We start from the raw sequence: 12,725 nt of genomic DNA, 5'->3' as shown, positions 1-12,725 counted from the left end.
CAAAAACGGGTTTTTCTGCGAGGAAATCGGTCAGCCGGTGTAGGGCCCCCTGCCATATGGGAAACGAATGGAGGGGGATACCCTATTTCTTACCGTATTTCTGTACATCCTCGGTCGTCTTCTTGTTGTGACAAGATTGACAAAGCAATTGTAAATTGTTTTCGTCTAATCGCTTGGACCAGTCAGCAGTTAGTGGCACGATGTGATCGACAAGAACTCCGACTGTAATTCGCTTTTCATTTAGGCAATGCTGGCACAATCCGTTATCTCGAATCTTGATGTAGTCACGGCATTTAATCCATGATGACGAATGGTAAAAGCGATCGTGCTTTTTGTTGCGATTGTACTTGTCATAGTACCGGTTGTTGTCTGCCTTGGTTGTCTTATGTTGTTCGCAATATCCATTACGTGTTAGGTTTGGACATCCAGGTTTGTTGCATGGTCGTAGAGGTTTACTATTCATGCTGCTCTACCCCTTGCTTCACCCTTGCCATACCCTGTGCTATGGTGTCCTTTAGTTGTGCCTCGTCCTGCATTAACTGCTTCAACCTATCAGCATCAGCCCACTTCATCTTGCGGTGTAGCTCACGCATCTTTGCCTGTAGCTTACGTGTTGATTCGTCTGTATAAAAACAGACATACTCACGTCCACAGTTAGGACAGGCGAAGTATGTCTTCTCGATAGAGTTATGAAGTTTGTCTTTCTTAAAGTGTTGGACATAAAACTTGTGACCACATGATTTGTTACACTTAGCGTAGATTGGTTCCATGTTATTCACTACCTTCTAATTGAGTTGGTAATTCATCTTCTAAGATGCTATCAACTAATTTCTTTACAACACTTGGACCAATCTCATTCATTTCATTTGGAGTTGTATTACCTGCCAAATCAATCGCCAGTGTATCAAGTTTACTAACAGTTTCTTTTCCACATAGTTCGATAAACGCTTCGACACCTATACAATCAGTAACCATTGATACCAATACAATCTTTTCAGCTTTTGTAAGTTCCATTGTTCATCCCCTCCACAATTTATAGTTAATTGCATAATAAAAAGCCACACCTTTTCAGGCGTGACCTATCGCTTGTTTCCGACATACACGTACAAGCGAACGTGTTTATTTTGTAATGCTTATTTTCGTTAGCGTATTTCCGTACGCTTTTGATAAAACTTGATAATATCAATTTACACTGTTTTTTTGCGAACTTCCCTGGTGTTAAGAAGTTCACTTTTCCAACACATGTAATTTCTCAATATAACCTTCATATATTTCAACGCCATTATTTAACTCGAAATATATTTCAAAATCATTTGTAAAACAATCTTGTTCAGCGAATACTTCCATATCCTCATTTATAAGCCAGTCACTTGCATCTCGAAAGGTTTTGAATAATCCTTTACTTTCTTTATACACTACTCGTTCAGAACCTTTTTCATATGTTTCAATATGAGCCATGTAATACACATTATCTTGTATATCTATCACACCCAACCAATCCTTTCGGCTGTTTTATCAATAAGAATGTTACGTTTACGCAATACCTTATGACGTGAAATATACAACTTGTCAGCTATATCCTCCCATTCATAACAGCCATCTGTATCCCAATAACGCATATCTACAATGGTACGCATATCATCGTCTAACTCGTTGTATAGGTCCTCCACAGTCTTGATGATGCGTTTTAGGTTTTGGTAATAGTCGTCATTGGTTAGAAGCATAGCTTTCTTAGCTGTCGTATCAGAAATCGTATTACTACGACCTCCAACCATTTCGCCACCTTCATTATGTGGATGCAACAGTTCCCATTCGCGATATTTTAGTTTCTTCCTATTTTGCTCCAGCTCAATCCAATATCTTTCGATTGTCTGTATATCACTACGCGATAACGTAGGCATGTGCAGCACCTACCTTGTTTGTTTATTTCATCAATAAATAACTTTTTTAATGAGATGTCGAGGTTTCCTGTTGATCACTTGATTTCTGATTTTTGGTCTTCTCAAATCTAATTTGTATAACTGCTGTCTTTGGTTTATTTTTCTTTCAAGTTTCTCAAAGTCTAACTCTGTAAAAAAATTATTTACACTATCAAAAATTCTCATCACATTATCTACAAATACCTCTGTAAATACGATTACATTCCTCAGGCTATCTTTAAAGGCTTCAACACTTATGCCTGCACGTTCTGCAAGTAAGAGAATTTCTTCTTCATATTTTTCAATGAAGTTTTCAAATTCTTGTTGGTTCATTATAAACACCACCTTTCTTTCTACTGCACTGTATCCACACGCTTTTTACTATCCTCAACATTTATAAATCGCTAGATTTTACGAATACACCATCAACCATTTTTCCTGTCCGCCCTTTTATTTCGTCGTAAGCTGTATTTAAACACTCATGTAAGTCCATATCGTTTTGTTGTGCAAGGATAATCATTGTTACGATTACATCACCAATACCGTCACGCAATGCGTCTTTATCATTACGAGCTAACGCCGCCGCGACTTCGCCAACTTCCTCTACTACCTTCAAAAATTGTTTACTAGATTCGGCTTTGTCTAATCCCTTATTGATTGACCATTGTTCTACTTGTTTGATTAATTCATTCATTTTTGCATTTCCTCCAATTTTTGAATTACTACCGTCGCATATACAGCACCATCAATCATTTCTTCGCGGTAATGCTTCAGCTATTCGATAGTTGTATGATCCATTGGATTGACAGTTGTACCATACTTTGCAATGCCTTTAGCTGTTTGATTTTGTAACAGCTCATTTACCTCTCGTAATACTAGATTGGCTAGTATTTGATCTTCAATAGTCATTTTGCTTTTAACCTCTTTCCTCTTAATCGCATTTCTACATTATTTAACTTTTTCCAATTCTGTAGTGCCCCACATGAAGCACCTAACATATCAGCTATATATCTATCTGTTTTTCCTGCTTGTTTTAATTTGAGATATTTGGCTTTGGTTAAAGGAAGTCTTGAACTACTTATAGGCACTCGATCAATTGATGCGTTAAGTCTAATTCGACTGTTTACTAATGCAAGCAACTCTTGGCCATACTTTGTTAATTGTTTGCAGTTAGGACAATTTTCCATTTCTTTCGCTGTCTCACAATTACATTGGTTAGTAAGTGCATCGACCTTCTTCAATATCGCTACACGTTTATCAAGCATGTCTGCGTTCATCTATATCCCACACTCCTCTCTCGATCCAATCCTCGTTTAAATACTGCTGAATCCATTCGAAATCGTAAGGCATGATAATATTGACTTCACATCCATCGACTGTCATGAACAACTCGATATATTTTGTAAATGGATTAGGTATGGCCTTCCACAATCTACCCTGTGGCTGTTTTGACTTCTTCACCGACTGAACAATAGGAATCCCATTGCGCATGTTCATGATTATTAGAACACCCCATTTTTCAATAAGTCCTTTGCTTGATAATAAAAATGGTAATAAATAAAATTGCCACTATATTTTTTATCCAAATATACAATTTCGAAGTTGTAACGATATTTGAAACTATTAAGCATTCCCAGTAAAGATAATGGCTTGTACTGGCTTCGATATTCACCACGAATCATTTTTCCATAACCATCAGGATCTTCGCATAAAAGGGTGAAAGGAATATCCTTCGCGCGTATTAATTCATTTTCAAAAGCTGTTTTCGTATCTTTTTGTAAGTTGCCAGTGATTTCATCCATATGTGCTTTACGTTCAATTCGACTAGATAGCCAAATATCGCGCTTGATACCAAGTTCTTCATTTGCCGGAATCATTGCAGCATAATCACCTGTTTTAATTGCACGGTTAATGAATGGGATTTCATGTTTTCTTAAATAATGCAATATATGGTCATTGACCTGTTCGCGCGTATCGATAACGATTGTTAATGTTTTTAATACGCTATCAATCTCTTTATCTGTGTATTTATAGTGAATCATTGTGAATCACCTAGCAGTTCAAGATTTTCGTAAATGTTGCCGATGATTTTGCAAACCTTATGATTTTTCCAAAGTTCCTCCATTCCCATTTCATTGTCTATTACATGCATTTGTGTAAATTCATTTATAGTTACTTCGTACGTTGGATAGTCGCCGATTTTTACAATATCCCCCTCATAAATCTCCTTGCCGTTCTTGTCCTTTAGGCCTGTGAACTGTTGGAATTTATAAATATCATTTTTAAATGCAGTCATCATCCAGTTACCACTTTGGTTATTCATAAAATTATCCCAATCGATAAAAACTTTTGATTCAACATCCCAAGCACGAAACTTAATCTCTCTCATTCTCTTAACCTCCTTGTTTTAGCTCAAATCAAGCACCGTACAGATGTTCTATTTCAAAGTTGGATATATTTATCATCCGTCTTCTAAAACGTCTTAGAAGGGCCGTAAATCACTTATTTTGATTAGCATATAAAATTGCCCGTTCATATATTTTTTGTTTCAACTCATTTGATTCATTATTTTCATACTGGCGCCAATCAACATAGATTTCCTTCCAACCATTGACCGCCAATTTTGCTTGGTAATCACAAAACAGATTTAATGCAACTTCATCATTGCTTAAGAAATTGCTAATCGATTCATTTTTCTGCCAACCACATAATGCAACGATCATTTTCCACAAAGTCATATCTGCGCCTTTCATGCCTTCCACAGATTTGAGGTATGCATCTATTTCATTGAAAATTGGTTCAGAGGCTTTTAAAACTTCTGCTGGAATATCCTTAGAATTTTTTAATTCAAGGCTACCATCCATTTCATCTCGTTCAATGACACCGCCGAATTTCCATATTTGCGATAAAATCATTAGTACAGACATTTTCTTAAATGAACCCCTCTAAAAGAAAGTACATTGCCTGTACCCTTACATTTAGAGAATCCGCATCGTTCCAATTTGTTATAAAACTTTCTTACTCCCAGCGGCTCGATTTTTTTTACTTTGCAATATTTTAAATACCTCTCATAAACTTCATTTGCAGGCATTTTTATAAAGTTATATGTCATAGTTAAATTTTCGGCTATAAATTCATTAAGCATTTTTACCTCCTGTAAGTTATCGATATTTTTAAAAAAGCTCCGTTACTAACTAAAGTAACCACAAAAGTTAGCTACATGTTAGTTAAATAACACCTCACAAACCTTACAGCCACAAGGGGTTGAGTTCGTTCGCACCCTAAAAAGTTAATTTAGTTACTCACATTTAGGTATTACGCTCTTATATAGTACTTATATATTTATTTTTATTTTTTTATTTAACTGATTTCCCAATAACAAAAATAACTAATTAACTATAAAAAGTACTATAAACCCTTGGTATGTCTGACTTTTCGAAGGTTAGCTAAAATAGTTACTAAAGTAACCGTGAGGTACTAAACAAGCTTAAAACCGACTTTTTCGGCTTCCTCAGTAACGTTTTCGTGCTGTTGAGTAACCCCTTTCGGCGCTCTCTCGAGTAATGTAATTCCATAAACATACAATTTATTTCCGGCTCCACGTTCCTTTTTATACCCCTTAGTTTCCAACATTCTGTAAAAACTACGATTACCTAAAGTACGCTCACCCGATTTGTAGCAAAAACTGTCATATACGTTATAAAGCTCTTTTGCTTCGATTTTAATTTGATCATTGTCTTTATCTTGGTAGCAGCACTCAATTAAGAATGGGTCTAAAATATCCATATCTGCTTTGTATAACCCAGTCGCTTTCGTAACGATGGCAGGCTCTTTTAATCCATCCTTCTGCCACTTTAAGCAACCCTCAATAGCCCAATTTAAAATACCTGGCATTTCGAGTGATAACTTCTCAGGTAACTTTTTATCACGTTGATGAGCTGGTAGGTTCAAATCAAATGGTATTAATTTAACGCGGCGCCAAATACCTTCATCAAGTCCACCGATGATTGGCTTATGATTCGTAGTGAAGAACACTTTAAATTCAGGAATGTACTCGAAATATTCTTGTCTTAAGAAACGGGCCAATACTGGCTCACCGCCTGTGATTTGCTTAACGAATGATTCTGAAAGTTTTTCGCCTTCTTCTGATTCGATTGCACTTACAAAGCGTGATCCAACAAGTCGAGCTATGTCGTTATTAGCTCCTGTATCTTTTTTCTTAATGAACGTGTCCGCTTTTGCCTGTTTGCCATATTCGCCCACCAAATCTTTTATTGTATTGATAAATGTTGATTTCCCGTTACTACCACCACCGACTAAAAACATCATAATTTGCTCGGAAATATCACCTGTTAATGAGTAGCCTATTAAACGCTGCATATACTCCGCTAAATCCTTATCGCCTAAAAATATTTGGTCAAGGAACGCAAGCCATGTCGGGCATTTTGCGCCTTCCACAAATTCGACATTCGCCATTTTCGTTAATCGCTTTTCTCGGTCGTGAGGTTGTAACTGACCTGTTTGCAAATCAACAATACCGTTCGATACGTTAAATAAAAATTTGTTCATATCAAATTCGCTCCTATCTCCTGGCACTAAAATTTTTAAATCCTTAATCGCGCTTTCACGAACATTATGCTTTTCGCAATGACGTGCCCATTTTTTTTCGATTTCGTCCTCTGATTCGCCTAGCTTGCGAACAACCTTCGCGACTAATCGGTGTAGCTTACCTTTATCATCGAACTCCCAATACTTGCCGTTCCATACATACCAACCGACCGATGGAATATAACGAATGATGTGACCATATTCGTATGCAATGCGCTCGGCGTTTCCTAAATCGGTCAATTTGAATTTACGTGCTGGCTTTTGCTCAACTTCTTCCACCACATCATCACTGTGGATGGCAAATGAAAATTCACTGTCGTTTTTATGGTCCAATATAGTTGTGGTAGTAGAAGCGATAGCCTTTGCAATCGTTCGCTCTCCGTACGCTTCACCTGTATCGCCGTATGTGATTCTGTCCCATTTATCACGCATCAGCGAAGTCTCACGGAACATGCTATCCATACGCGTAGCACTTTTACCTGTCCAAAAGGCTAAATGGTTTGCTAATGCCATATCAGATGATGAGTGGTCGTCATCGATTAAATGTCCATTGTATAATGCACGAATTTCATCACCGTTGCGGCTATTGAACATCTTCTGCCATAGCTGCTCATTTGATAATTTAATTTCATCGTTTTCGTATTCAGAAATATTTACAACACGCCCTCGCAAATCGCTATCATCAAAATATTTTTCAAGCAATTCGACAAGTTCGTCTGTGCGATCAAAAATTTCATTCGAATTTTCGCGGTTGCCAGTCATTGTGAAGTAACGTCCATGCTGATATATCTCTAAACCTAATTTGGCATTTTTACGACCTGTACCACAGATTGATTGTGGTAGACTGCCGCGTACGATGATGTGAATGCCTGTACCACTGACACTAAATTCCGTGTAACTATCAAGCATTTCAATAACATCTTTAGCGAAATCACTAACGATTGGATTTTCATGCTTTTCATCATCGTTTGCATAGGTAACGCATTTATCTATATCGATTCCGACAAAATTATCGCGACGACTGAATACAAAGCCAATTCCATCTGCATTAGAATCTCTATAAAATTTTGCCGCAGTGGGAAATGTTGACCATGTACGAGCATCGTTTGAACGAGCTTCATTACCGTCAATTTGATATGGAATTTTAGTAATTTTACCGTTATCCTTTTGTTCTGCTTTCCACAATATCCAGTTCGGCATATTGCGAAGTTCACCAGGAATTTCGTTAAAGTTGTATGGGATTACTTTCATGGTGCCACCTTCATTCGTTGATGCCTTTTATTTCTTCTAATATTTCAATTTGATAAAAAGTAGAAAAGTCAATATCATGCCTTTGCTCATATGAGTTACTCCATAATTGACCAAGTCCGTCCCTATTGTGATAGAAAACAGCCTTATGTTCCCAATTACCTTCAAAGAATCTAACTTTAGCGATGTAATATGTTCTATTTTTTAATTGAGAACAATCACGACTTACCTTCACTTTTTCACTCATGCAAAGTACCTCCAATCTTCACACTTATTATCTTTCCCCTTACGTTTTATTGAATGTTTACTACATTCACCATCATTTTCATGAGTGAAAAACCTACAACTTCTACATTGTTCATGCATGTTCTCAAGAGATGTTAGGAACATTTCTGCGGTCACTTTAACTTTTTCTACCATTTGAACCACCTTCTCCAAAAATTTTGGGTATAAAAAAGAGAAGTCCGCAAAAACAGACCTCTCTATGAAATTTTATTTACTGATCAAAATGGTACTTCATCCTCACTTACTGTAATTGAACCACTACCTTGTGGCGCTCCTGCTGTTGATTCTTTAAATCCAGTTACTTCAGGATATGTTTTGCCGTTAGTGGCTACACGGTGACCAACTGTTACTACCAAGTGCTTACCGACTAATGTGTCTGCCCATTCCTTGTATGAGTTGAAATTCATACCATCTGGGAACTGTGCAGCTTTCGAAATTGCTTGGAAACGCCACATAGCTTTTTCCGTAACTGTGAAATTGTCAAATAAGATTTTTTGCCCTTGGTGCGGTTGGTTAACATCGCTACGAATTTCATAATCCACAACAACTTGGTTATTACCTGTGGTAGCTGTTTTCATTTCATAATTGTGGACCGTAACTTCGTAATCACCTTTTGCGATTAATTCAAATCCGCCTTTTGCTTCTTCATGATTAATTTTGAACATATTATTTTCCTCCAATTAAATTGATGATTTTATCGACCATTGGTACGGTCATTTTTTCTAGTTGTAGATTTGCTTTAAATTCACAATCTGAAACAATCTTCGCTACACTCTCATCTGTGGAAGACAACTCGCGAATCTTAGCTACATTGCTTAAACGATTTGCTTCTTCCTCTTCACGTCTAGCACGTTCCTCTGCTTGGACATCAATACCTAATTCAAGGTAGCGATAAAGCTTTGAACCAATGTCAGGTGTGATAGTAAACTCATCACCTTCAAATAAATTTGTGATGTCCTTACTTACTCTGGCCATGTGATCCATTCCGATTGAAAATACAGTATCGAACTCATATTCCATATCATCTTTTTGGACTGGCTTCATACCAACCTTTTTGGGTACGTTTTTTCCATCGACTTGCTCAATTACATAATCACTTTTAACTCGTAGTGTTGTGATCATGTGAACTGCAGCTGTTGTTAAACCTTTTACTAACTTGCTAGATTCAGGAGCAAGCTTACCCCAGTTCTGAAACGAGTTACCTTGCATGCCTCCGTGAGTTTCAACTACCCCACCTTCGCCTTGCCATTGATGCGAAAGGCTGTCCACAATAATGACTTCTACACCTTGTTGCATTAACAACTTGATTGCCATGTTGTATCGATCCGTATTAAAAGGTGGTTCAAAATTGATATATTTGAAAGAACCAATTGTGATATTGCCATGGGTTTGTCCCACATAATTGAGTAAGCGTTTATGCTCCGTATCTGCAGCACCGATTTTCCCCCATAATTCTTCGTCTGGTAAATCAGGATGTGCTTCTTTTACAATCCCAAAGGCTAGAAGTAAGGCCGATAGCGATTTACCACTACCTGATGGACCTACTAGGCCAATCAAGGCTTTTTGTTTCTCACGTATTGCATTTGCTACTTGCATGCCTTCCACACTCCTTTTCTATTAAAATGGCACATTATCAGTAGATGTATCTTGCTTTGCTTCTACATCTGCAAATGGATCTTCGAATTCTGGCAATTCTTCATCATTATTTTCCACTTTCACGCTGCCATCTGGATTGACTGTATATGGAACACCTTCATGCACTTCTTCAATGCTCATTTGACCATCTGGTGCATCATCTTTTGGCTTGCCTTCCATAGCATCTTTTGGTGTATCGTATTGGTACGTTAAATCAACCAAGAAATACTGACCATTTTTATTATGCTTTTCACTGATTTTATTCATGATCAACGCATCATTTTCTTTGGCAGCTGATACGATTTCTTCTGCTCCTTCACGTGTGAATGCGATGTGTTGTTCCTTTTGATTGAGTAATTTTTTCATTGTGTTTTTCCTCCTAGTCTTTTAATAAAACTGTTCCTATTTCATAATTGTCTGGCACCACTACCCAATCTCTTTCAAATGTTTCTCCATCATTTGAGATAGTGTAGGAGTCGCCATCTTCATCGTTAATTTGCCATTTATAAGGTTGATACTTCGGATATGGATAATCAGCGTTTGAACGTTTAGCGTGCCGTGCTGTGGCTTCAATGACTTTTCCATAATGAAAACCGCCATATCTTTTACCAACATACATAACCTTTAAGGTTGTTGGCCCAGCTACTCCACTTCTAATTTTGTCTAATACTTTTTTTAACTCCTTGTCATTTTCTAGACGAGGATCAATAGTGATTTTAGGCACCAATAATCCTCCTATCGAATACTTAATGATTGATTTTCCACAAGTTGAGCACCTTCTATTTGCTCACCTGCTTTTAATGCTTTTGCTAATTCAGAACGGCTGATTGTCTTCTCCACCTTGATAAACTGTGGAGGGATAGCAGCGTCATTCTCAATTTGTACTGATGTTGATTTACGGAAGTTGAATGTAAACTTTTCTGTCTTCACTCGATTGCCTTCTACTGTTAATAAGGTATCAGCCATATTTTCTTTAATACGAGCAAGATTACTTTCCATTGCTTTGCGACGATCTGCCAATCGCTTTTCTTCAGACTTGATACCTGCAATGTCTGACTCAATATTTTTAAGCACCATGGCATAGCCTTCTAATTTTTCACCAATATCACCAATGATTTGCGAGAGTGCTAGTTCAAAGCCTTCTACATTGTTTTCTTCTATAAAATTTTGAAGCATTTTGTATTGGTCGGTTAATTCGTAAAGAGTAGCCATTATCGATCCTCCTTTAGTTAATGTGTTTCCAATTTCTTCGATTTAAGATTGCAGAAATTGCTGTTCTGGATACATTGAAATTTTCTGCTAATTCCACAGTAGTCATATCGCCGCCATTTCTTCTGGCATTTTCCAATATGAATATGACATCACTTTCTTTCAATTTTGCTTTGTAGTTGTTTTCGCCTTGGACTTTACCGTTTTTATTTGAACTACCTGGAACAAATAAACCTGTTAAAAATGCATGCATATGATTTTCGCTATGAGTAACCCACTCTAAATTTCGATAATGATTATTAGCTTTATTTCCGTCTATGTGATTCACTATTTCTTTACCTTCTACTTTTGGGATAAAGTGTTCGGCAACCAATCTGTGAACATATATCCTTTCATTTTTTCCATTTTTGAATAATTGAACAACTGGATAACCGATTTTACCAGGACTAGCTTTCAATCTCTTTCCTTTGAGGAAATACTTACTGCATCGCTTGGATTGAATAAATCTGTCTAATGAGCGTACATTTCCTAAATTAGAAATCTCATAATAACCTTCATATCCGTTAATTGATTTCCAAATTTCCAAGATCAATCACCTTCAATAAATAGCGTTAGTGTCGTTGAGGATTTTTGGTTTCCAGTCCTCATCACATAAGTCATAACCTTCAAAACCATCATCAAGCCAAAGTGTGTTGTCTTCAATGCTCATAATTTTTAATTTAGCGCCTTTGTCTTCTCCTGCTAAATCAGATTCAAAAGTAATGATTTGTCCTGATACAAATTCCGTTGGCTGCACCGCCTGTTCAAACTCACTAACATCAAGACCAAGCGCTCGTCCTAGAGCAATGGCTTTTCCAATGTGTTCGTTGAATACGTCATTTGGATCACACTTTGCGATTCCACGAGCATATATTTTTGGTGATTCAATAGACTGCATTAAAGCTACGATTGTGCGTTTATCTTCATTGATAACAAACTCAACATTGCAAGCTGCAACTCTTGTTCTAAATGGTGAAATTTGCCCCAAGATAACTTGATATACATTCCCGACTGTGCGGAGCTGGCCTTTTAGAGATCCTGAAACCACTAAGCCACTCCAAGTTTTTTTCGTTGATTCTATAAACTCTTTCGCCTTCTCAATAATTTCAGCACGTTGTTGATTTGGTGTTAGTGGTTTAGGCTTGATTAATTCGTAAACATTTACTGTTTCGGGTGTACGTCCAACGTTATACAAAGCCACAATGTTAGATGTTTCTTTGTTAAGCACTAGATCTCTACCAAAACATGAAACTTTATACGGCTTTCCTTTTTCAACTAAAAACGATGTCATAGCAGAAGAAATAACAACATCACCTTCACGTGCTACACGATCAACCTTGCAATATTGCTGCCCTTCAAATTCGATGATGTCCTCCACAATTATCTGTGTGGAAGGCTCCTCCGCATAACTCACACCATCAACCACTTTACTTTCACGAATTTGATGAACGATTAGCTTCAATTCAGCTACTTCATTTTCTAAAGTTGTGATACGCTCATTTTTTGTCTTTGTCATTTCGCATCCTCCTGTGATACACTACCAGTGTCATATATTTTTTTACGCTCGCCATTGGTTGCGCCCTTTGACGAGTTTTTTTGTGCCTTAATTTGGGCATTCTGCGCGTCTTCAATGTCTTGCCAGTAATCTGATTCACGGTCGTATACATCAGCGTGTGTGTGGCCTATACGCATGGAATCACCTGCTTTTATTTTTTTCTATAGACAACCATGATGTACTCACCGTCATTGTTCATAGCTAATTTAATGTCGATTACATAGACT

At 37.2% G+C, this 12,725-nt stretch carries 24 protein-coding genes; all 24 read right to left on the bottom strand.

Features of this window, described 5'->3' with window-relative positions; genetic code table 11:
• Positions 1–82 precede the first annotated feature (82 nt).
• The 24 genes from AC6BKE_RS13755 to AC6BKE_RS13640 all read right to left on the bottom strand — a co-directional run bounded on the left by AC6BKE_RS13755 (position 83) and on the right by AC6BKE_RS13640 (position 12,635).
• The gene (locus tag AC6BKE_RS13755; RefSeq protein WP_499856942.1) at positions 83–463 is read right to left on the bottom strand and encodes an HNH endonuclease; all 381 of its coding nucleotides are present in this window, start codon (positions 461–463) and stop codon (positions 83–85) included.
• Positions 456–770 carry a hypothetical protein gene (locus AC6BKE_RS13750; RefSeq protein WP_499856941.1) on the bottom strand — a complete coding sequence of 105 codons (315 nt, stop codon included), beginning with the start codon at positions 768–770 and terminating at the stop codon, positions 456–458. The genes AC6BKE_RS13755 and AC6BKE_RS13750 overlap by 8 nt, the downstream gene beginning before the upstream one ends.
• A 1-nt stretch (position 771) precedes the next feature.
• Positions 772–1,014 (bottom strand): hypothetical protein, encoded by a 243-nt coding sequence (locus tag AC6BKE_RS13745; RefSeq protein WP_340812478.1) that lies wholly within the window; start codon positions 1,012–1,014, stop codon positions 772–774.
• A gap of 213 nt (positions 1,015–1,227) precedes the next feature.
• Positions 1,228–1,488 (bottom strand): hypothetical protein, encoded by a 261-nt coding sequence (locus AC6BKE_RS13740; RefSeq protein ID WP_499856938.1) that lies wholly within the window; start codon positions 1,486–1,488, stop codon positions 1,228–1,230.
• Positions 1,485–1,901 (bottom strand): DUF722 domain-containing protein, encoded by a 417-nt coding sequence (locus AC6BKE_RS13735; protein WP_498460633.1) that lies wholly within the window; start codon positions 1,899–1,901, stop codon positions 1,485–1,487. The genes AC6BKE_RS13740 and AC6BKE_RS13735 overlap by 4 nt, the downstream gene beginning before the upstream one ends.
• A gap of 30 nt (positions 1,902–1,931) precedes the next feature.
• Positions 1,932–2,252 carry a hypothetical protein gene (locus AC6BKE_RS13730; RefSeq protein ID WP_499856936.1) on the bottom strand — a complete coding sequence of 107 codons (321 nt, stop codon included), beginning with the start codon at positions 2,250–2,252 and terminating at the stop codon, positions 1,932–1,934.
• Between the two features lie 61 nt (positions 2,253–2,313).
• A complete protein-coding gene (locus tag AC6BKE_RS13725; RefSeq protein WP_499856935.1) occupies positions 2,314–2,613 on the bottom strand; it encodes a MazG-like family protein in 300 nt (99 codons plus the stop codon).
• A gap of 80 nt (positions 2,614–2,693) precedes the next feature.
• On the bottom strand, positions 2,694–2,828 hold the full coding sequence (locus AC6BKE_RS13720; protein WP_499856934.1) for a hypothetical protein: 135 nt from the start codon (positions 2,826–2,828) through the stop codon (positions 2,694–2,696).
• Positions 2,825–3,196: a hypothetical protein gene (locus AC6BKE_RS13715; RefSeq protein WP_499856933.1), complete on the bottom strand. Its 372-nt coding sequence runs from the start codon at positions 3,194–3,196 to the stop codon at positions 2,825–2,827. Before AC6BKE_RS13715 ends, AC6BKE_RS13720 begins: the two co-directional genes overlap by 4 nt.
• Entirely contained in the window at positions 3,177–3,416 is a 240-nt protein-coding gene (locus tag AC6BKE_RS13710) for a hypothetical protein (RefSeq protein WP_499856932.1), read from the bottom strand. Before AC6BKE_RS13710 ends, AC6BKE_RS13715 begins: the two co-directional genes overlap by 20 nt.
• 5 nt (positions 3,417–3,421) lie before the next feature.
• On the bottom strand, positions 3,422–3,961 hold the full coding sequence (locus tag AC6BKE_RS13705) for an ERCC4 domain-containing protein (protein WP_197224435.1): 540 nt from the start codon (positions 3,959–3,961) through the stop codon (positions 3,422–3,424).
• Positions 3,958–4,308, bottom strand: a complete 351-nt coding sequence (locus AC6BKE_RS13700) for a YopX family protein (protein WP_499856931.1) — start codon at positions 4,306–4,308, stop codon at positions 3,958–3,960. The genes AC6BKE_RS13705 and AC6BKE_RS13700 overlap by 4 nt, the downstream gene beginning before the upstream one ends.
• 109 nt (positions 4,309–4,417) lie before the next feature.
• Positions 4,418–4,846, bottom strand: a complete 429-nt coding sequence (locus AC6BKE_RS13695; RefSeq protein ID WP_340812468.1) for a hypothetical protein — start codon at positions 4,844–4,846, stop codon at positions 4,418–4,420.
• Complete coding sequence (locus AC6BKE_RS13690; protein WP_499856930.1) at positions 4,834–5,064, bottom strand: primase-like DNA-binding domain-containing protein; 231 nt, start codon at positions 5,062–5,064, stop codon at positions 4,834–4,836. The genes AC6BKE_RS13695 and AC6BKE_RS13690 overlap by 13 nt, the downstream gene beginning before the upstream one ends.
• Before the next feature lie 332 nt (positions 5,065–5,396).
• A complete protein-coding gene (locus AC6BKE_RS13685; RefSeq protein WP_340812467.1) occupies positions 5,397–7,778 on the bottom strand; it encodes a phage/plasmid primase, P4 family in 2,382 nt (793 codons plus the stop codon).
• 10 nt (positions 7,779–7,788) lie between these two features.
• Positions 7,789–8,022, bottom strand: a complete 234-nt coding sequence (locus tag AC6BKE_RS13680; protein WP_340812466.1) for a hypothetical protein — start codon at positions 8,020–8,022, stop codon at positions 7,789–7,791.
• Between the two features lie 256 nt (positions 8,023–8,278).
• On the bottom strand, positions 8,279–8,725 hold the full coding sequence (locus AC6BKE_RS13675; protein ID WP_340812465.1) for a DUF669 domain-containing protein: 447 nt from the start codon (positions 8,723–8,725) through the stop codon (positions 8,279–8,281).
• Position 8,726: 1 nt separating this feature from the next.
• Positions 8,727–9,656, bottom strand: a complete 930-nt coding sequence (locus tag AC6BKE_RS13670) for a DEAD/DEAH box helicase family protein (RefSeq protein ID WP_499856929.1) — start codon at positions 9,654–9,656, stop codon at positions 8,727–8,729.
• Positions 9,657–9,677: 21 nt separating this feature from the next.
• Entirely contained in the window at positions 9,678–10,061 is a 384-nt protein-coding gene (locus tag AC6BKE_RS13665; protein ID WP_499856502.1) for an organic solvent tolerance protein OstA, read from the bottom strand.
• A 13-nt stretch (positions 10,062–10,074) separates the two neighbouring features.
• Complete coding sequence (locus tag AC6BKE_RS13660; RefSeq protein ID WP_499856501.1) at positions 10,075–10,419, bottom strand: hypothetical protein; 345 nt, start codon at positions 10,417–10,419, stop codon at positions 10,075–10,077.
• 11 nt (positions 10,420–10,430) lie between these two features.
• Positions 10,431–10,907 (bottom strand): siphovirus Gp157 family protein, encoded by a 477-nt coding sequence (locus tag AC6BKE_RS13655; protein WP_499856500.1) that lies wholly within the window; start codon positions 10,905–10,907, stop codon positions 10,431–10,433.
• A gap of 13 nt (positions 10,908–10,920) precedes the next feature.
• Positions 10,921–11,490, bottom strand: coding sequence for an NUMOD4 motif-containing HNH endonuclease (locus AC6BKE_RS13650; protein WP_499856499.1), 570 nt, complete (start codon positions 11,488–11,490; stop codon positions 10,921–10,923).
• A gap of 12 nt (positions 11,491–11,502) precedes the next feature.
• A complete protein-coding gene (locus AC6BKE_RS13645) occupies positions 11,503–12,459 on the bottom strand; it encodes a hypothetical protein (protein WP_499856928.1) in 957 nt (318 codons plus the stop codon).
• Complete coding sequence (locus AC6BKE_RS13640; RefSeq protein ID WP_499856927.1) at positions 12,456–12,635, bottom strand: hypothetical protein; 180 nt, start codon at positions 12,633–12,635, stop codon at positions 12,456–12,458. The genes AC6BKE_RS13645 and AC6BKE_RS13640 overlap by 4 nt, the downstream gene beginning before the upstream one ends.
• Positions 12,636–12,725: the final 90 nt, after the last annotated feature.

The sequence above is a fragment of the Lysinibacillus sp. COL-1 genome (assembly GCF_059814265.1).
This window is presented reverse-complemented; position numbering and strand designations above follow the sequence as displayed.